This window comes from Streptomyces sp. DSM 106670, from assembly GCF_055792845.1.
On record NZ_CM147704.1, the window covers coordinates 4650953 to 4669699 of the forward strand.

At 71.3% G+C, this 18747-nt stretch carries 19 protein-coding genes and 1 riboswitch; of the genes, 15 read left to right on the forward strand and 4 right to left on the reverse strand.

The features are described 5' to 3' along the window. The first annotated feature begins 123 nt into the window (after positions 1–123). Positions 124–975 carry a trehalose-phosphatase gene (otsB, locus tag ACSMXR_RS20525; protein ID WP_137235440.1) on the forward strand — a complete coding sequence of 284 codons (852 nt, stop codon included), beginning with the start codon at positions 124–126 and terminating at the stop codon, positions 973–975. Positions 976–1173: 198 nt separating this feature from the next. Here otsB and ACSMXR_RS20530 read toward each other — a convergent pair whose 3' ends face one another. Beyond that, positions 1174–2565, reverse strand: coding sequence for an alpha,alpha-trehalose-phosphate synthase (UDP-forming) (locus ACSMXR_RS20530; protein WP_473169609.1), 1392 nt, complete (start codon positions 2563–2565; stop codon positions 1174–1176). A 64-nt stretch (positions 2566–2629) separates the two neighbouring features. Then, a complete protein-coding gene (locus tag ACSMXR_RS20535; RefSeq protein ID WP_137235475.1) occupies positions 2630–3580 on the reverse strand; it encodes a glucosyl-3-phosphoglycerate synthase in 951 nt (316 codons plus the stop codon). 153 nt (positions 3581–3733) lie between these two features. Further along, a riboswitch (SAM riboswitch) is annotated at positions 3734–3861 on the forward strand. Positions 3862–3879: 18 nt separating this feature from the next. On the opposite strand from ACSMXR_RS20535, the gene thrC reads away from it, so the two are divergent. The 11 genes from thrC to ACSMXR_RS20590 all read left to right on the forward strand — a co-directional run bounded on the left by thrC (position 3880) and on the right by ACSMXR_RS20590 (position 14493). Further along, positions 3880–5175 carry a threonine synthase gene (gene thrC, locus ACSMXR_RS20540; RefSeq protein ID WP_164618456.1) on the forward strand — a complete coding sequence of 432 codons (1296 nt, stop codon included), beginning with the start codon at positions 3880–3882 and terminating at the stop codon, positions 5173–5175. Between the two features lie 35 nt (positions 5176–5210). Continuing rightward, complete coding sequence (locus ACSMXR_RS20545; RefSeq protein ID WP_003967347.1) at positions 5211–5489, forward strand: MoaD/ThiS family protein; 279 nt, start codon at positions 5211–5213, stop codon at positions 5487–5489. Positions 5490–5934: 445 nt separating this feature from the next. After that, positions 5935–6141 carry a cold-shock protein gene (locus ACSMXR_RS20550; protein WP_003967346.1) on the forward strand — a complete coding sequence of 69 codons (207 nt, stop codon included), beginning with the start codon at positions 5935–5937 and terminating at the stop codon, positions 6139–6141. A gap of 343 nt (positions 6142–6484) precedes the next feature. Further along, on the forward strand, positions 6485–8107 hold the full coding sequence (gene groL / locus ACSMXR_RS20555; RefSeq protein ID WP_003967345.1) for a chaperonin GroEL: 1623 nt from the start codon (positions 6485–6487) through the stop codon (positions 8105–8107). A gap of 192 nt (positions 8108–8299) precedes the next feature. After that, positions 8300–8779, forward strand: coding sequence for a hypothetical protein (locus ACSMXR_RS20560; RefSeq protein ID WP_256342012.1), 480 nt, complete (start codon positions 8300–8302; stop codon positions 8777–8779). A 544-nt stretch (positions 8780–9323) separates the two neighbouring features. Further along, the gene (locus tag ACSMXR_RS20565) at positions 9324–9446 is read left to right on the forward strand and encodes a keywimysin-related RiPP (RefSeq protein WP_018511015.1); all 123 of its coding nucleotides are present in this window, start codon (positions 9324–9326) and stop codon (positions 9444–9446) included. A 50-nt stretch (positions 9447–9496) separates the two neighbouring features. Next, positions 9497–11497: an asparagine synthase-related protein gene (locus tag ACSMXR_RS20570; RefSeq protein WP_473169610.1), complete on the forward strand. Its 2001-nt coding sequence runs from the start codon at positions 9497–9499 to the stop codon at positions 11495–11497. Then, on the forward strand, positions 11494–11745 hold the full coding sequence (locus ACSMXR_RS20575) for a lasso peptide biosynthesis PqqD family chaperone (protein WP_137235444.1): 252 nt from the start codon (positions 11494–11496) through the stop codon (positions 11743–11745). Before ACSMXR_RS20570 ends, ACSMXR_RS20575 begins: the two co-directional genes overlap by 4 nt. Further along, a complete protein-coding gene (locus ACSMXR_RS20580; RefSeq protein WP_137235445.1) occupies positions 11742–12230 on the forward strand; it encodes a lasso peptide biosynthesis B2 protein in 489 nt (162 codons plus the stop codon). Before ACSMXR_RS20575 ends, ACSMXR_RS20580 begins: the two co-directional genes overlap by 4 nt. Next, positions 12181–14175 (forward strand): ABC transporter ATP-binding protein, encoded by a 1995-nt coding sequence (locus ACSMXR_RS20585; protein ID WP_473169611.1) that lies wholly within the window; start codon positions 12181–12183, stop codon positions 14173–14175. Before ACSMXR_RS20580 ends, ACSMXR_RS20585 begins: the two co-directional genes overlap by 50 nt. 30 nt (positions 14176–14205) lie before the next feature. Next, a complete protein-coding gene (locus ACSMXR_RS20590) occupies positions 14206–14493 on the forward strand; it encodes a hypothetical protein (protein WP_473169612.1) in 288 nt (95 codons plus the stop codon). A gap of 25 nt (positions 14494–14518) precedes the next feature. Here the strand turns inward: ACSMXR_RS20590 and ACSMXR_RS20595 are convergent, their stop codons facing one another. Beyond that, positions 14519–15106 carry a Uma2 family endonuclease gene (locus ACSMXR_RS20595; protein ID WP_473169613.1) on the reverse strand — a complete coding sequence of 196 codons (588 nt, stop codon included), beginning with the start codon at positions 15104–15106 and terminating at the stop codon, positions 14519–14521. A 56-nt stretch (positions 15107–15162) separates the two neighbouring features. Then, the gene (locus ACSMXR_RS20600) at positions 15163–15981 is read right to left on the reverse strand and encodes a hypothetical protein (protein WP_473172414.1); all 819 of its coding nucleotides are present in this window, start codon (positions 15979–15981) and stop codon (positions 15163–15165) included. 426 nt (positions 15982–16407) lie between these two features. On the opposite strand from ACSMXR_RS20600, the gene ACSMXR_RS20605 reads away from it, so the two are divergent. From ACSMXR_RS20605 to ACSMXR_RS20615, 3 genes are all read left to right on the forward strand, one after another. Continuing rightward, positions 16408–16908: a SigE family RNA polymerase sigma factor gene (locus ACSMXR_RS20605; protein WP_473169614.1), complete on the forward strand. Its 501-nt coding sequence runs from the start codon at positions 16408–16410 to the stop codon at positions 16906–16908. Continuing rightward, positions 16901–17350: a hypothetical protein gene (locus ACSMXR_RS20610; RefSeq protein ID WP_473169615.1), complete on the forward strand. Its 450-nt coding sequence runs from the start codon at positions 16901–16903 to the stop codon at positions 17348–17350. The genes ACSMXR_RS20605 and ACSMXR_RS20610 overlap by 8 nt, the downstream gene beginning before the upstream one ends. Before the next feature lie 130 nt (positions 17351–17480). Continuing rightward, entirely contained in the window at positions 17481–18704 is a 1224-nt protein-coding gene (locus ACSMXR_RS20615; RefSeq protein WP_473169616.1) for a mannosyltransferase family protein, read from the forward strand. Positions 18705–18747: the final 43 nt, after the last annotated feature.

Sequence of the window (18747 nt, forward strand, 5' to 3'; positions counted from 1 at the left end):
GGGGGAGGAGGGGAGGGAGGGGGCGGGAGAGGGGAAGGCGAGGGGGAGGTGCGTTTGCCTGGGTGGCGCTCCGGTCGGGGGCGAACCCGGCGGCAGTGGCCTCGTACCCGTTAGGCTCGCCCCATGGGCAGTCACCCGGAAAGTCTTCCGAACCCGACCACCCCGGCCGGCCGCGAGGGGCTCGACGCCGTGCTCGCCCGGCCCGACCGTGCGGTCGTCGCCCTCGACTTCGACGGCACGCTCGCCGACATCGTCCCGGACCCCGAGCAGGCCCGTGCCCACCCCGGCACCGTGGCCGCGCTCGCCGCGCTCGCGCCGAAGGTCGCCGCCGTCGCCGTGATCACCGGCCGCCCGGCGGGCGTCGCCGTACGCTACGGAGGCTTCGCGGGCGTGCCCGGCCTGGAACACCTCGTGGTGCTCGGGCATTACGGGGCCGAGCGCTGGGACGCCGTCACCGGCACCGTCCACGCGCCCGCCCCGCATCCGGGCGTCACCGCCGTACGCGCCGAACTCCCGGGCGTACTCCACGAGTTCGGGGCGTGGAACGGCACCTGGATCGAGGAGAAGGGGCAGGCCGTCGCCGTCCACACCCGGCGCGCCGAGGACCCGCAGGCGGCCTTCGAGACGCTGCGCGGACCTCTCGGCGAGCTGGCCGCGCGGCACGGGCTGATCGTCGAACCGGGCCGCCTGGTCCTGGAGTTGCGCCCGCCCGGCATGGACAAGGGCGTCGCGCTCGCCGGGTTCGTCGCCGAGCTGGACGCGGAGTCCGTGATCTACGCGGGAGACGACCTCGGGGACCTCGCCGCGTTCGCCGCGGTGGAGAAGCTGCGGAGCGAGGGCCCGGACGGCATCCCCGGCCTCCTGGTGTGCAGCGGCAGTGCCGAGGTGCCCGAACTGGCCGAGCGCGCCGACCTGTCGGTGCCGGGCCCGGCCGCGGTGGTGGACTTCCTGGCAGCCCTGGCCGAGCGGCTGTAGCCGGACCGAGGCGGCGGCCCGGCGGACCGCCCGTGATGTCCGGAGCGGCGGCTCTGGCGGACCGCCTGTAGCTGACCGGAGCGGCGGCTCTGGCGGACCGCCTGTAGGTGACCGGAGCAGCAGCTTTGGCGGAGCGGTTGTAGCTGACCGGAGCGGCAGTCCTGGCCGGGCGGATCTGAGCCGGGCCAGGGCCCCGGCTCACCCCTGCCGCAGCGCCTCCAGCTGGTCCAGGAACCACTGCTGCGGCGGGAGCGCGGTCGCCGCCTCCGCGAGCCGCTTCGTGCGTCCCGACCGCTCGTCCCCGCTCATCGTCAGCGCCTCGTGCAGGGCCTCCGCCGTGCCCGTCACGTCGTACGGGTTCACCACGATCGCGTCCTCGCCCAGCTCCTCGTACGCCCCGGCCTCCCGCGACAGCACCAGCGCGCAGCCGTGGTCGGAGACGACGGGCACCTCCTTGGCGACCAGGTTCATGCCGTCGCGGATCGGGTTGACCAGGGCCACGTCCGCCAGCCGGTACGCGGCCAGCGAGCGGGCGAAGTCGTCCTTGACGTGGAGGACCACCGGGGTCCAACTCTCCGTGCCGTACGCCGCGTTGATCTCCGTCGCCAGGGTCTGCACCGCCGCCGTGTAGTCCCGGTAGACGGCGAGGTCCTGGCGGGAGGGGTAGGCGAAGGCGATGTGCACGACGCGCTCGCGCCATTCCGGGTGGGTGTCCAGCAGGGTCCGGTACGCGTGCAGGCCGCGCACGATGTTCTTGGACAGCTCGGTGCGGTCCACCCGGACGATGGTCTTCCTGTCCTCGCCCACCTGCTCCCGCAGGGCCGCCATCCGCTCGTCCACGTCCGCCTCCTGCGAGCGTCGGCGCAGGAAGTCCGCGTCGGCCCCGAGGCCGTGCACCCCGATCCGGGTCCGGCCGGTACCGCCGAGGATCTCCGTACAGCAGCCGATGAACGCGTCCGCCCAGCGCCGGGTCAGGAACGCGGCCCGGTCCGCGCCGAGGATGCCGCGCAGCAGCTGCTCGGCGATGTCGTCGGGCAGCAGCCGGAAGTAGTCCACCGGGGCCCACGGCGTGTGCGAGAAGTGGCCGATCCGCAGGTCCGGGCGCAGCTCGCGGAGCATGCCGGGGACCAGGGCCAGGTGGTAGTCCTGCACCAGGACCGCCGCCCCCGGCCCGGCCTCCTCCGCCAGGGCCTCGGCGAAGGCCCGGTTGTACGTCTCGAAGGAAGCCCACTGGCGGCGGAACTCCGCGTCGAAGACCGGCTCGACGGGGGTCTGGTACAGCAGGTGGTGGACGAACCACAGCACCGAGTTCGCGATGCCGTTGTACGCGTCGGCGTGCACCTCGGCGTCGATGTCGAGCATCCGGACGCCCTCCTCGCCGACTCCGCGGCGCACCGCCTCCCGGTCCCCGTCGCCGAGGGCCGCGCAGACCCACAGCTTGTCGTCGACGGCGCTCAGCCCGGAGACGAGACCGCCGCCGCCGCGCTTGGAGTCCAGTGTCCCGTCCTCGCCGAGCGTGTACGTGATCGGGCCGCGGTTGGACGCGACGAGAACCTGGGCATGCGAGGAAGACGTGTGCTCGGAGACCATGTAGCGGAACCTAGCCCGTTCGGGAAGCCGCCAAACGCCTCGGAGGGGCACGGGCCCCACCCGCTCACGCCGCGTGGCGCTCCGCGTACTCCGCGATCTCCCGCATCGGCGGCCGCTCCTCGGTGTCCACCGCATGGGTGCGCGGCACGAAGCCGTCCTCGCCGCGCTCGAACTGGGTCAGCGCGGGCCGCACCAGATGGCCCCGGGAGAGCCGCAGCTGCGCCGTGCGGTAGATCGCCGCCGCCATCCGGCCCAGCGCCTGCCCGTCCTGGTGGCGGTGGATGCGCACGCCGACGTCGACCTGGCCCAGCGCGTCCAGGCCCACCGTGTGCAGCGCGTCGACCAGCAGGCCCAGCTCCACTCCGTAACCGACCGGGAACGGCAGCCGCTCCAGCAGGGACCGCCGCACCGCGTACTCGCCGCCCAGCGGCTGTACGAATCCGGCCAGCTGCGGCCAGTGCAGATTGAGCAGCGGGCGTGCCACCAGTTCGGTGACGCGACCGCCCTGACCTGCTCTGTCGCCGAGCGGGCGGTCGTACATCGCCTTGACGAACTGGACCGTGGGGTCGGTGAGCAGGGGGCCGACCGTGCCCGAGACGAAGTCCGCCGAGAAGTCCTTGAGGTCGGCGTCCACGAAGCAGACGATCTCGCCGCTGGTCACCAGGAGCGACCGCCACAGCACCTCGCCCTTGCCGGGCAGCGCCGGGATCCGGGGCAGGATCGCGTCCCGGTGGACCACCCGGGCGCCCGCCGCCCGGGCCACGGCGGCGGTGGCGTCGGTGGAGCCGGAGTCGATCACCACGAGCTCGTCGACCAGCCGGACCTTCTCCATCAGCTCCCGGCGGATCGTCGCCACGATCGCGCCGACCGTGGCCTCCTCGTTCAGCGCGGGCAGCACGACGCTCACCGACGTACGGTGCGGATCGGCGTCCCGGGCGTCGGTGAGCCGGTTCAGCGGGCGGTCGCCGGACGACCAGGAACGCCTGGTCAGCCAGCGTTCCACCTCTTCGAGCACGGTCGGCACTCCCTGTGTGTGATCCATCTCGCGGTTCGGACGACTATCTCAACGGTCCGATGCTTCGGTTACAGTCTTGAACAACGCGTATGGCCGTCGCATGTCGGGGTCGGACCGCACATAAACGCCTGGATCGAAGATCCAGCGCCATAGAGCTCATCCAGAGGGACTGAGGGAACGGCCCGTTGAAGTCCCGGCAACCCTCCTGCCGACCGCGAGGTCACGGTGGGGAAGGTGCCAATTCCGTCTTGTGGCGAAATGCGTCGCAAGGAAGATGAGGAGAAAGGGCCTCCGCCATCATGGCTGTTCAGACCGTTGCAGGTAATGCCACCACCGCCCCCGTGGACCTCGGTCCCGCCGCGGCGCTTTCCTGCCGCGAGTGCGGCGAGCGTTTCGAGCTCGGCCCCCTTTTCGCCTGTGCGTCCTGTTTCGGACCGCTGGAAGTGGCCTACGACCTGCCCACCGGCTCCCCGGAGGAGCTGCGCAAGCGCATCGAGGCCGGTCCGAACAACATCTGGCGCTACGCACCGCTGCTGCCGGTGCCCTCCGACGTCGCGGAGAAGCCCAACATCAACCCCGGCTTCACCAAGCTGGTCAAGGCCGACAACCTCGCCCGTGAGCTGGGCGTGACCGGCGGCCTGTACGTCAAGGACGACTCCGGCAACCCGACGCACTCCTTCAAGGACCGCGTCGTCGCGATCGCCGTCGAGGCCGCCCGCGCCTTCGGCTTCACCACCCTCTCCTGCTCCTCCACGGGCAACCTGGCCGGAGCCGTCGGCGCCGCCGCCGCCCGGGCCGGACTGCGCTCCTGCGTGTTCATCCCGCACGACCTGGAGCAGGGCAAGGTCGTCATGGCCGCGGTGTACGGCGGTGAACTGGTCGGCATCGAGGGCAATTACGACGACGTCAACCGCTTCTGCTCCGAGCTCATCGGCGACCCGCTCGGCGAGGGCTGGGGCTTCGTCAACGTCAACCTCCGCCCGTACTACGGCGAGGGCTCCAAGACGCTGGCGTACGAGATCTGCGAGCAGCTCGGCTGGCGGCTGCCCGACCAGATCGTCATCCCGATCGCGTCCGGCTCCCAGCTCACCAAGATCGACAAGGGGCTCCAGGAGCTGATCAAGCTCGGCCTGGTCGAGGACAAGCCGTACAAGATCTTCGGCGCCCAGGCCGAGGGCTGCTCCCCGGTCTCCGCCGCCTTCAAGGCCGGCCACGACGTCGTACGGCCCCAGAAGCCGAACACCATCGCCAAGTCGCTGGCCATCGGCAACCCGGCCGACGGCCCGTACGTCCTGGACATCGCCCGCCGCACCGGCGGCGCGGTGGAGGACGTGAACGACGAGCAGGTCGTCGACGCGATCAAGTTGCTGGCGCGCACCGAGGGCATCTTCGGCGAGACGGCGGGCGGGGTGACGCTCGGTGTGACGAAGAAGCTGATCGAGGCCGGCGTCATCGACCCGACGCTCACCACGGTCGTCCTGAACACCGGCGACGGGCTCAAGACGCTCGACGCGGTCTCCGCGACCTCGCAGGCCACGGCGACCATCAAGCCGAGCCTGGACGCGTTCCGCGCCGCGGGCCTCGCCTCCGCCTGACCACCCCAGACCGCAGGAAGAGAAGGGCATCCACCATGAGCGTCAAGGTCCGCATCCCCACCATCCTCCGCACGTACACGGGCGGCCAGGCCGAGGTCCCGGCGGAGGGCGCGAAGCTCTCCGAGGTCATCGAGTCCCTGGAGAAGGACCACCCGGGCATCGCCGCCCGCGTCCTGGACGACCAGGGCAAGCTGCGCCGCTTCGTGAACGTGTACGTCAACGACGACGACGTGCGCTTCGAGGGCGGCCTGGACGCGGCCACGCCGGACGGCGCGGGCGTCTCGATCATCCCCGCGGTCGCCGGCGGCTGCTGAACCGCCCGGGGCCGCTCCACGGCGGCCCCCACCGCACCTCTGTGTGACCACGGTTGCCCCCTCCGCGAGAGAAGCGGAGGGGGCAATTCTGCATGGTTGAGCACGGTACAGTTGGGGAAGCCCCATCCGCTGCCCGTGCCGCCCGCATATGAGAATGCGCCCGGCCCCGATAAGAAGCAGCCAAAGTGCGTGAACCTCTTGCGGCATAAGTGCCCTTTGCCTGGCCCGACTTGCCCGTAAATCTCAGCAAACCCGCATATACGCGTGTTCTCCCGCGCCCAGAATTCCCGTCCGATTGACCTGTTGCAGAGGGCAGTTGGGCGGATACATTCGGCCGCGGTCGACGCGCTGCGGCGCCGCACACCCTCTCCTGTCGGAGGGTGAGTTCCGACCCGGGTCCGCGAAGTGCGGTCCCGTGCAAGGGCCAGTAATAGGGGAGTTAGGCATGGCTCAGGGCACCGTCAAGTGGTTCAACGCGGAGAAGGGGTACGGCTTCATCGCGGTCGACGGTGGTGCGGATGTTTTCGTCCACTACAGCGCGATCCAGATGGACGGGTACCGCACCCTCGAAGAGGGTCAGCGAGTTGAATTCGAGATCTCGCAGGGCCAGAAGGGGCCCCAGGCCGACATGGTCAAGCTCGCCGTCGGCTGAGCTCGGCGCGGTCGTCCGACGACACCACTCACGCACGTAGGGCCCGAACCCCGGATCAGGGGATCGGGCCCTACGCGCGTCCGGTGACCCGGTCGAGGGGGCGCGCCGCCGTCCACATCCGATGCCGCCGCTGTCCACATCCGACGAGGGACGCTTGCACTCGCAGGGGTCGAGTGCTAATCATTGGCGTTAGCACTCTCCAGGTGAGAGTGACAGAAACTTGGACCGGGCCGGTGAGGCCCGCAGGCGCGGTGGGGCAAGGAACCACCACGCACGCAGGCCGTCCGTCGCGGGCGCCTCTCGGTCCGGAGAAATCCACCCCTGTCCGGGAGGACCACTTCACATGGCCAAGATCATCGCGTTCGACGAGGAGGCACGGCGCGGTCTCGAGCGCGGGATGAACCAGCTCGCCGACGCCGTCAAGGTCACCCTCGGCCCCAAGGGCCGTAACGTCGTCCTCGAGAAGAAGTGGGGCGCGCCCACGATCACCAACGATGGTGTTTCCATCGCCAAGGAGATCGAGCTCGAGGACCCGTACGAGAAGATCGGTGCGGAGCTGGTCAAGGAGGTCGCCAAGAAGACGGACGACGTCGCCGGCGACGGTACGACCACCGCCACCGTTCTGGCTCAGGCTCTCGTCCGCGAGGGTCTGCGCAACGTCGCCGCAGGCGCCAACCCGATGGCCCTCAAGCGCGGCATCGAGAAGGCCGTCGAGGCCGTCTCCGCCGCTCTGCTGGAGCAGGCCAAGGACGTGGAGACCAAGGAGCAGATCGCTTCGACCGCCTCCATCTCCGCCGCCGACACCGAGATCGGCGCCAAGATCGCCGAGGCGATGGACAAGGTCGGCAAGGAAGGCGTCATCACCGTCGAGGAGTCCCAGACCTTCGGTCTGGAGCTGGAGCTCACCGAGGGTATGCGCTTCGACAAGGGCTACATCTCGGCGTACTTCGCCACCGACATGGAGCGTATGGAGGCGTCGCTCGACGACCCGTACATCCTGATCGTCAACTCGAAGATCGGCAGCGTCAAGGACCTGATCCCGCTGCTGGAGAAGGTCATGCAGTCGGGCAAGCCCCTGCTGATCATCGCCGAGGACGTCGAGGGCGAGGCGCTCTCCACCCTGGTCGTCAACAAGATCAAGGGCACGTTCAAGTCCGTCGCCGTCAAGGCCCCGGGCTTCGGCGACCGCCGCAAGGCCATGCTCGCGGACATCGCCATCCTCACCGGTGGCACCGTGATCTCCGAGGAGGTCGGTCTCAAGCTGGAGAACGCCGGCCTGGACCTGCTCGGCCGCGCCCGCAAGGTCGTCATCACCAAGGACGAGACGACGATCGTCGACGGCGCCGGTGACAGCGACCAGGTTCAGGGTCGCGTCAACCAGATCCGTGCCGAGATCGAGAACTCCGACTCGGACTACGACCGCGAGAAGCTCCAGGAGCGCCTGGCGAAGCTGGCCGGCGGCGTGGCCGTCATCAAGGCCGGCGCCGCCACCGAGGTGGAGCTCAAGGAGCGCAAGCACCGCATCGAGGACGCGGTGCGCAACGCCAAGGCCGCCGTCGAGGAGGGCATCGTCGCCGGTGGTGGCGTGGCTCTGCTCCAGGCCTCGGCCGTCTTCGAGAAGCTCGACCTCACGGGTGACGAGGCGACCGGCGCCAACGCCGTGAAGCTCGCGCTGGAGGCCCCGCTCAAGCAGATCGCCGTCAACGGTGGTCTCGAGGGTGGCGTCGTCGTGGAGAAGGTCCGCAACCTGCCGATCGGTCACGGCCTCAACGCCGCGACCGGCGAGTACGTCGACATGATCGCCGAGGGCATTCTCGACCCGGCGAAGGTCACGCGCTCCGCCCTGCAGAACGCCGCGTCCATCGCCGCGCTCTTCCTCACCACCGAGGCCGTCATCGCCGACAAGCCCGAGAAGGCCGGCGCGGCCGCTCCGGGTGGCATGCCGGGCGGTGACATGGACTTCTGATCGGCCACGGAGGCTCCGGCCTCCCCGCCTGATCCGAAGTTCCGCGTACGTCCCCGTACGTGCGCAGTACGTCCCACAGGGGCGGTACCTCCTTCACGGAGGTGCCGCCCCTGTGGCGTTCCCGGCCGCGCTGGAAGAATGCGCCGGGGGGCCGGTGGACCGGTCGCCGCGAGAACGGGGGACGGGGACGGGATGACCAAGGACTGGAAGGGGGCCTCGTTCGTGCTGGGCGGGGCCGTGCTGTTCGTGCTGGGGCTGTTCGTCGTGGTGACCGGGACGGGGCTCTCCGGCGCCCTCGGCATGCGGGTCGAGACCTTCGGCCGGATCGACTGCCACGACACGCGTACGAAGAAGGGGCAGACCGTCTGGCACTGCTTCGGCGAGAGCCCGGCCCAGCAGCGCGCCAACGACGCGGAGCGCAAGAGGGTGGCCCTGGAGTCGCTGCGCGCCCATGTGGACGGCACGCCCGAGCCGGCGGACATCCAGCGCGTCAGGATCCTCTTCGCCGACCACGACGGCCGGAACGACCCCGAGACCATCACCGCGACCCAGGTGTTCGACGGCGGACGGTGGTACGCCCACTCCTCGACGGTCGTCGGCTACGGCATGATCCCGCTGCTGCTGGGCGCGGGAGCGGCGGCCTGGGGCGGCTACCGGCTGCGCGGCCGGTAGGGCGGGCCGGCCGGTAGGGCGGGCCCGGCGGACACGCCCCAGGCCTGTGGCCGAATGCGTACTTGTCGCGCCCGGTGCCGTGCTGCACCGCGCGTTCATCCGTTTTCGGCGATGTAGGTGGCGCGCCGGCGACCGGTGAGGTAGGGCCGCCGCGCGGGCTGCCGGGCCCTCGCCCGCCGTGGTTCCTTCGTTCCGCCGGATGCCGCCGGCTCTCTTGGCAGCTCACTGCCCGGTCCGGCCGCCGCGTACAGCCATTGGTCCAGTCCACTGCCTCGCCGCGCCCCGGCGCTGTGCGACTGCACATGCCGACCGGTCGGTGCCCCGAGGCCCCGTGGAGCGTCCCGGCGCGGCCCTGCGCCTGGGCCTCGGCCCTCACGCTATCCAGCCAACTTCGCACGGTAAGTCGGAATCATGCGTACCGGATCGGCAGCGGGACATGATGGCTCTGGTGTTCACGTGGTGAACACCAGTCGCACGAATAACTTCAGTTATGCAGACGTCAGTTGGGCATAACGGTCGTCAACCGCACAGAAGGGAAGGTGTCATGAAGCAGCAGAAGAAGGCTTACGTGAAGCCGTCGCTGTTCAAGCAGGGCGACTTTTCGAAGAAGACCGCCGGTTACTTCTACGGCTCGTACAAGGAGTACTGGGTCCGCCGCATCATCTGATCCGGCCCCCGGTTTCCTGTGCGTCGTACGAGAACTTCCGGAAGGTGAACATGCCCGGCCAACTGCGTGACTACTTCGTCGTCCTGCCGGACAGCGTGGCGGGAGCGGCGGTGGCCGGGCAGCTTCCTCCGGGGGCGGGCGGGGAGACGGTGGTCGCCCACGCATCCGGGCGGCCCTGGATCCTCGCCCGCCCGCTGGTCCGCGAGGTGAGCCACCTCCGCCGGGGCGACGACGCCCTCGTGCTCATCGGCCCGGACCGGGTCCCCGACGCCGCACTTTCCGGTCTGCTGGAGGGGGCCCGCGACCGGGCCGGCCTGGAACGCCGTCTCGCCCGGCTGCCCGGCCTCCACCATGTGATCGCCCAGCTCTCCGGAGAGACCTGGATCCGGGGCACCGCCTCCGGGCTGCGCCGGATCTGCCACGCCCGGCACCCGGAGGCCGGAACCATCGCCTCCGACCGGCCCGCCGTCCTCGCCCGCCTGATCGGCGCGCCCCTGGACGACGGCGCGCTGGCCCTGCGCATGCTCGACTTCCTGCCGCACCCCCTGAGCCGCCGCGTCGTGTGGCGCGGCGTGCACGAGACCGGCGCCGGGTACGGCCTGGCCCTGCCCGTCGCAGCACCGGGCACGGCCGCCGTCCCCGGCCCCACGGAGCACCGCTGGTGGGAGCCGCCGCCCGCCGAACTCCCGCTGGCCGAAGGAGCCCGGGCACTCGGCGACGCCATCGCCGCCTCCGTACGGGCCCATGTCGGCGGCCTGGACCGGATCAGCTGCGAGCTGTCCGGCGGCATGGACTCCACGGCCCTCACCTTCGCCGCCCGCGCGACCGGCCCCGCCGAACTCTCCCTGCTCACCGTCGCCGCCCGCGACCGCTACAGCGAGGACGAGGCGTGGGCGCGCAGAGCGGTGGAGGCGGCGCGAGGAGGAGGTGTTGGGGCGCGAGGTGGCACGGCGGCGGGAGGCGTTGACGTGAAGCGGGACAGCGACGCGGCGCGTACGCCCGATGCGGGACGGAACGGCGGCGACTCCACCGGCCTGGACCACCACATCATCCCCGCCGACGACGCCCCCTACTTCTACGCCGATCTCGCCGCCACCGCCGAAGAGTTGAACGACGAACCGCTCCCCGTGGCCCCCGGCCGGGCCCGCGCGCACCTGCTCCTGAGCCGCGCCCACGCCACCGGCTCGCGCTACCACCTCACCGGCTACGGCGGCGACGAACTCTTCCTCGGCCTGCCCCACGCCTACCAGGACCTCTTCCACGGCAACCCGCTCACCGCCTGGAACCACCTCGGCGGACTGCGCCACCAGCTCGGCTGGCCGCTCCTGCCGACGCTGAAGGCCCTGCTGAACCGCTCCACGTTCCCCCGCTGGCTGGCCGGCGCGATCACCGCCGAACCCCAGCCGGTCACCCGTACCCCGCTGCTCTCCTGGGGCGTACGGCAGTCGCTGCGCCCCTGGTTCACGGACCACGCGAACGCCCTGATCACCGAGGAGTTCCGGGCCGCCGCCGAGCACGCCGAGCCGATCGACCCGTGGCGCGGACGGCACGTCGACATCGACGCCGTACGGATGGGGGCCCGGCACTTCCAGGCGATGGAGGACATCGGCATGACGATCGGGCTGCCGGTCGCCGCGCCCTTCTACGACGACCGGGTCCTGGAGGCGACCCTCGCCGTGCGCCTGGCGGAGCGCATCAGCCCGTGGCGCTACAAGCCGTTGCTTGTCGAGGCGATGCGCGGTGTGGTTCCGGACGCGCTGCTGGCCCGCACGACGAAGGACCACATGTCCTCCGACGAACACCAGGGCCTGCGCCAACACGCCCCGGAACTGGCCGACTTGTGGACCGGCTCCCGGCTCGCCGAGCACGGCCTGGTCGACTCCCGCCACCTGCTCCGGCTCGCCGCCGAACCCTTCTCACCGGTCCTGGTCGAGCACTCCATCAGCTCCACCGTGGCCGGCGAGACCTGGCTCCGCACCGCCGAGAACGCCTGGCCGACACCGACACTGCCACCCCACCGCACCTCCACGACCAGCGAGGCAACCCTGTGAAGCTCAGAAAAGGCATCGCCGTCACGACCACCGAGTACGGCGGCGTCCTCCTCGACGAAAAGGACGGCAGCTACTGGCAGTTGAACGACACCAGCATCATCATCGTCGACACCCTCGCCGCCGGACACACCCCCGACATCGCCGTGGAGCGGATCCTCGCCGCGTTCGACGTCGAGCGCGCCGAGGCGGAGTCGGACGTCGCGGAACTGACCCGGCAGCTCGTCGACGCGAAGATCCTGCGCCCATGACCACCGAGATGACGATGCCGCGCCGGGGCGCGGGAGCGGGCGGGGTGCGGCTGCGCACGGCCATCGCCGCCGCGTTCGTCCTGGCCCGCCTGAAGCCCGGACGGCTGCGCCGCGTGCTGGCCAGGTGCGCCCGGGGCGCGCGCCCGGCCTCGTACGCGGAGACGCTGGAGGTGCTGGAGGCGGTCGTCACCACCAGCCGCCGCTGCGCGAGCCGTTACGGCTGCCTGCCCCGCTCGGTCGCCGTCGCCCTGGCCTGCCGGATGTCCGGCGTCTGGCCCGACTGGTGCGCCGGGGTGCGGTCGGCTCCACCGTTCGCCCCGCATGCGTGGCTGCAGGCGGAGGGCCGTACGGTCGGGGAACAGGCGGAACCGGCGGATCTGCGTCCCTTGATGGTGGTGACGGCGGAGGCGGTCGCGGCAGGCGGAGGGGTACGGGATGAGCGCGGTGTCGGGGACGACGGAAGCGGAAGCGGGCAGAGGGCCTGAGGACGCGGGGGCGGCGGTGGGGCCCGCCGGTGAGCCGGTGAGGCCGGGCCCGGGCGCCGGGGATCCGGTAGGGCCCGGGCAGCCCGCCGGGCAGGCGGCGGTCCCCGAGGGGCCGGCCGGTGAGTCCCCCACGGAGACCACCGGGAACCCCGCCCAGGGCAAGTCCGGCCCGTCCCCCCTCCGTCTCCTCCTGGCCCGGGTCCGCCCGCACCGGGGCGTACTGATCCGGGCGGGCCTCCTCTCGCTCACAGGCTCCGCGGCCGGCCTGGCGATGCCGCTGATGGCGAAGTACGCCGTCGACGCGTTCGCCGCCGACCGCTCGCCCGTGGCCCCGCTCGTCGCGCTGACCGCCCTCGTACTCGCCGGAGCCTGCATCTCCGCGTACGGGCGCTACCTCATGGCCCGTACGGGAGAAGGCGTGGTGCTCCGGGCCCGCGACCAACTCGTCGGCCGCATCATGCGGTTGAAGGTACCGGCGGTGGACCGGCTCACCCCCGGAGACCTGCAGTCCCGGGTGACCAGCGACACCACCCTCCTCCGGACGGTCCTCTCCAGCGGCCTGGTCGAGTCGTTCAACAGCGTGCTGATGCTGCTGGGAACGGTCGCGTTCATGGCGTACATGGACGTGACCCTGCTGGGCGTGACGCTGGTCGTCATCGTCGGCATCGGAGCCGTAACGGCCTTGCTCATGCCGCGTATTCAGCGCGCGCAGCTCCGGGCGCAGGAGTCCGTCGGGGCGATGGGCGCGGCCCTGGACCGGGTGCTCCAGGCGTTCCGTACGGTCAAGGCGAGCGGTGCCGAGGAGCGGGAGACGGCGGCGGTCGCGGAGGCGGCCCGGCACGCGCACGACCGGGGCGTCTCGGTGGCGAAGTGGTCCTCGGTCTCGGACGTCACGATGATGATGTCGATCCAACTCGCCTTCCTGGCCGTGCTGGGCGTCGGCGGAGCGCGGGTCGCGTCGGGCTCGCTGGAGATCTCCTCACTGATCGCGTTCCTGCTCTACCTCTTCTACCTGATGGGCCCGATCGGCGGTCTGGTCGAGGGCTGGACGGGCCTGCAGAGCGGCCTCGCGGCGGTGCGCAGGATCGACGAGGTGGAGTCGCTGCCGGGCGAGACCTCCACCGGACCCGGGGCCGGGTCCGGGTCCGTACGGGGGGAGGGCACCCCGCTCGGGGTCGCCTTCCAGGACGTGACCTTCGGGTACGGGGACGAGCGCGCCCCCGCCCACAAGGGGGTGACGTTCGACGTTCCGGCCGGTGGACTCGTCGCGCTGGTGGGCCCGTCCGGGGCGGGCAAGTCGACGGTGTTCAGCCTGCTGGAACGGTTCTACGACCACGACGGCGGCACCATCACCGTGGACGGCCGGGACATCCGCGACTGGCCGCTGGCCGAGCTGCGCGCCTCGCTCGCGTACGTGGAACAGGACGCCCCGGTCCTGGCCGGGACCCTCCGCGAGAACCTGCTCTTCGCCGCCCCGGAAGCGGAGGGCAAGGCGCTGGAGGACGCGGTGACCCGCACCCGCCTGGACGCCCTGGTCGACCGGCTGCCGGACGGCCTGGACACGGCGGTCGGCCACCGGGGCGTCACGCTCTCCGGCGGCGAACGCCAGCGGATCGCCATCGCCCGCGCCCTGCTGCGCCGCCCCCGCCTGCTCCTCCTCGACGAGGTGACCTCGCAGCTGGACGCGGTCAACGAGCAGGCGTTGCGCGACGTCATCCTCGAAATGGCCGAGCGGACCACGGTGTTGGTGATCGCGCACCGCCTGTCCACGGTCCGTCATGCCGACCGGATCGTGGTCCTGGAGGAGGGCCGGGTCCGTACGGCGGGCACGCACGAGGAGTTGATCGCCGGGGACGACCTGTACCGCGAGCTGGCGACGACGCAACTGGCGGCGGAGGTGGCGGACACCGCAGATACGGCGGTCGTGGCGGATGCCACGCGATGACGGTTCGGCGGCGAATGCCATGATGGGGACATGGGAACCGGATCCGGCACCGCCGAAAGCCCCGAAACCCCTGCGACGCCCGCGACACCCGCGACGCTGTACGGGCCCGTCTCGCTCTGCTTCGGCGTCATCGCGCTGATCGCCGCGTTCTTCCTCGGCCTGTTCGCCCTCCTGGCCGGGAGTCTGGCGATCACCTTCGGTGTGCTGGGCCTGATCAGTGGGTTCAACCGGCCCCAGTGCCTCGCGGGCCTCGTCCTGGGAGCTGCGGGCGTCCTCTACCCGCTCTCGTTCCTCTTCGCCTTCACGGGCGGCTTCTGACCGCGTCAGAACCGAGGGCAGCGGGTCAGCGGGCGTAGTCCTTGAGTTCCTCGGTGTCCAGGGTGATGTCGACGGGGTGAGGGAGGGCGGCGGCGTCGCCGTAGTCGTACGAGTGCTGCTGCCGGTAGCGGCCCTTGTCGGGCTCGCTGTGGACGAGGAGGGTTCCGGACTCGCGGTCGATCAGGAGGTACACCGGAATGCCGGCCGCCGCGTATCCGTGCGGCTTCTCGGTGCGGTCGCGACGATCGGTGTCGTGGTCGTAGGAGGTCACCTCCACGGTCATCAGGACGCCCTCGGTGGGTGCCCATTCCCCTTGTCCGGCAAAGTGCCGACGAGGAGCGAGAACGCCGTCGGGACGGGCGCGACCCTGCCGGTACGTCTCCACCATCAGCCCCTGTTCGGGGTGCAGGTCGAGGTCGGGGCGATGCTGCATGCACTGACGCAGCAGCCACATGAAGATGGTTCCGTGATCCCCGTCCGGCACGGGCTTGACCTCTAGCTTTCCGTTGATGAACTCAAGCGTCACGGTCTCGGGGGCCGTCCGGGCGAGCTGTTCGAACTCCTCGACGGACATCTGGGCGTGCGGTGCGTGATCGGCGGAGCTGGGGGTCATGGCGTCGCCTCCTCCCCTCCATCGTGCCCCGTCGGATCTCCGGGCGAGCTGCACGGTCATCGGTATGTCCTTTCGGATCGAGGAATCAGCCCCGCCCGGACCGCGTTCATCCGGTCCCGTACGCCGGGCGGCTGCACGGTTCCGGGCGGGCCGACCGGCGGCTCCGGAGACGGCCCCCGGCACGGCCGGCAGAGGCCGCCGAGGAGCGCTTCGGGCGGGCCGGGGACTCCGCACTCGCCGCATTCGAGGGTGCGCAGGACGGTCCGGGGCCCCGGCAGGACCGGCTCGGGCGGCAGCTTGTCGCGCAGCCGCCGTTCGACGAGGCGGGCGGCGCAGTGGACGGGGGACGGCAGCCCGCTGGTGAGGGCGTGCAGCAGCTCCGCCTCGGTCGCGCCCCGGGCGATCCACTCACCGACCTGCGGCTCCAGGCGCACGCAGTCGGCGGCGGACAGCGTCAGGGTGGGGGCGGTCCGCCCCAGGGCGGCGAGCAGGATGAACGCCCGCGATCGGGTGGGCCGTTGGGGCTCGTCGGGCGGAGCGTCACCCCGGGTGTAGGCGTCCCACCAGGCGTCCTCGCGTGCGGTGCGGGAGAAGAAGGTCCGGGTCACCCAGAGCATGACCTCGTCGGTGATCACGCACTCGCTGCCGCGCCGTAAGTGTCCCGAGTCCTGGAGCCGGTTGAGGGTGGTGCGCAGGGCGCACTGCCCGTACGGGAGGTGTTTGGCCAGCGTCTTCACGGAGATGTCGGAGCCGTCGGGCAGCCGGTCGATGTAGGCGGCGACGGAGGCGTCACGGGGGAGGAGGTGGGCGAAGTCGCGGTCGGTGCGCGGACGTTCGCCGGGCGCGGAGCGCTTGCCGTAGCCGGGGTTGGCCATGGGGTGCGGTGTCGCGCGCGTGATGTCACTAAGCTGGCTGTCAGCCATGGGGATCGCTTTCTTCGCTTTCTCGATCTTCGGTGGCTAGACCCCTGTCGGTGCTGGAACACCGGTGGGGGTCGTCTTTTGCCTGGTCGTGGTCTTCCCGCACGCTAGAGCCTGGCGACCGTGCGTCGCAACTCGATCACAAACTGTCAACTTCGCAGCCAGGGTGGGCGGGTGGGACTACTGACCCATCCACCCCATCCCTGTTAAGAGCGCTCGGATCTCGCCGCTTGAGCTCCGGGAGATGCGCGGGGGCGGGGGGAGGGCCTGGACCGTTCGGGTCCTGTGACGACCGTCACCTCGGATTCATGGCGGGTGGTGTCGACCGGATGGCGCGCGCCGGGCGTATACCCGGTGAAGCGAAAGATCCGGGAGCAACTTTTGACCGTCGAGGAGTTCGAAGAGTTCTACGCCCAGGCGGTCGCGCGTCTCACAGGCCAGCTGTACGTGATGACCGGCGATCTCCAGGAGGCGCAGGACGTCGTGCAGGAGGCCTTCGTCAAGGCGTGGGTCCGGCGCGGCCGGCTGGAGCGGGACGGGCAGCCGGAGGCGTGGATCCGTACGGTCGCCTGGCGGCTGGCGGTGAGCCGTTGGCGCTTCCGGCGGCGTTCGGCGGACGCCTGGGGCCGGGGGAGCGGTGCGTCCGAGCACGTGGAGCCGCCGGACCCGGGCCGTGTGGTGCTGGTCGACGCGCTCCGGGAACTGCCCGCCCAGCAGCGGCGGACGCTGACCCTGCACTACCTGTGCGACCTCACGGTCGAGCAGATCGCCGGGGAGACCGGGCTTTCCACCAGCACGATCAAGACGCATCTGGTCCGTGGACGGGCGGCGCTCGCGCACCGTCTGCACGACCCCCGCATCGAGGAGGCTCCTGATGTCTGAACCACGGGATCCATTGCGGTCTCTATTCCGGGAGGCCGGTGACTTCGGGCAGGTCCGCTCGGTGGCGGACCCGGCGTCGAGCATCACCGAACGCGGTATGCGCGCGCAGCGCCGCCGGATGGCCGTGGTCGCGGTGGGCGTGTGCCTGGTCGTCGGCGGGGGCGGGGCGGTCGCGGTGGGCCTGCTGCCGGTACGGCCGGAACCGGTCGCCCCGGCGACGAGTCCGTCACCGAGCTACCCCTCGCCCGTACCGTCGGAGGGCCTGTCGACCGAGCAGCCGTCGCCGCCGCCCTCGCCGAGCACCACGCTGCCGGGCGGTCTGCCCACGGGTAGGGGCACGGGTGCGCCTACGGGCACGAGTCCGACCCCGACGAAGCCGCCGCCGACGACATCCGAGTCGGCGACGGCGACGGCGACCGACGGAGCCACGTCGACGCCCTGACCCCGTAGCTGTAGTCCATAGCCCGTACCCCACACCCCACCCCACCCCTTCCGTGCCCCGGCGGCTTCACCGGGCGATCCCGCACGCCTTCACCTCGGCACGTCCGTGAGGCGTGCCGAAAGGTGCCCGAGTGACTGACCTGTCCACGCTCGTACGTCCTGAGCCCCGGGCCGAGGCCCCGCCGCCCGAGCCCCGGGCAGCGGGCCGGCTCCGGCGGGTGGCCGCGCGGCTGACTCCTGCCGACCGCATCGTCCTGTGGCTGTACCTCCTGACCCGCATATCCCTGTGGATCACGGCCCACCTCGCCCGCTGGCTGTTTCCGGCCCACCCCGGAACGCGGGAGGCGGCACCCGTCCTCGCGCCCTTCCAGCACTGGGACGCGAACCACTACCTCCACATAGCGCGCGACGGCTACTTCCCGGCCGGTACGGGCCCGTGGACGAGCGGCTGGGACAACCGGGAGGCGTTCTTCCCGGGCTACCCCTTCCTCCTGCGCGCCGTGCACACGGTCGTCCCGGACTGGACGGCGGCCGGGCTGCTGATCTCGTTCGTCGCGGGTGCGGTGGCGGTGCTGGCCCTGGCCCGTATCGCGCGGGCGTATCTGCCGGAGGATGCGGCGGGCCGCCGTACGGCTGTCCTCTTCCTGCTCTCGCCGTGCGCGGTGTTCCTGGCCGCCGGTTACACGGAGGCGCTGTTCCTCGCGTTCGCCCTGCCCGCGTGGCTCGCGGCGATGCGGCACCGGTGGGCGCTCGCCGCCGTACTGACCGCGCTGGCGACGACGGTGCGCGTCAGCGGTCTGTTCCTCGCCGCCGCGGTCGCGCTGCTGTTCGTGCTGTCCGCCCGGGCGGGGAGACACTGGCGGGCGGCGGGCTGGACGCTGCTTCCGGCGCTGCCCCCGGCCGCGTACAGCTGGTATCTGCACGCGCACACCGGCGACTGGATGGCGTGGAAGCACGCGCAGGAGCGGGGCTGGTACCGCACGTTCCACACCCCGTGGGAGGCGTGGACGAACACGTGGCACGGGGCGTTCGAGGGGACGCAGTCGACGGGGTACGCGGTCACGTTCCAGGCCGAGTTGGCGGCGATGCTGGTGGGCCTGGCGCTGGTGGCGATCCTTCTGCGCCGTCGTCGCTGGCCCGAGGCGGTGTACGTGGCGCTCAGCCTGTGGGCGCTGGGCACCTCGTACTGGTACACGTCCATTCCGCGCGCGACGCTGCTGTGGTGGCCGCTGTGGATCGGCCTGGCGGCGGTGAGCCTGCGGCGGCCGTGGTTCACGACGGCGTACCTGTGCGTGGCCGCGCCGGTGACGACGATCGTCGCGCTGACGTTCCTGACGGGGAGGTGGGCGGGGTGAGGGGACCTGTGTGTACGTCGGTGGGCGAGGCGGTATCCATCGC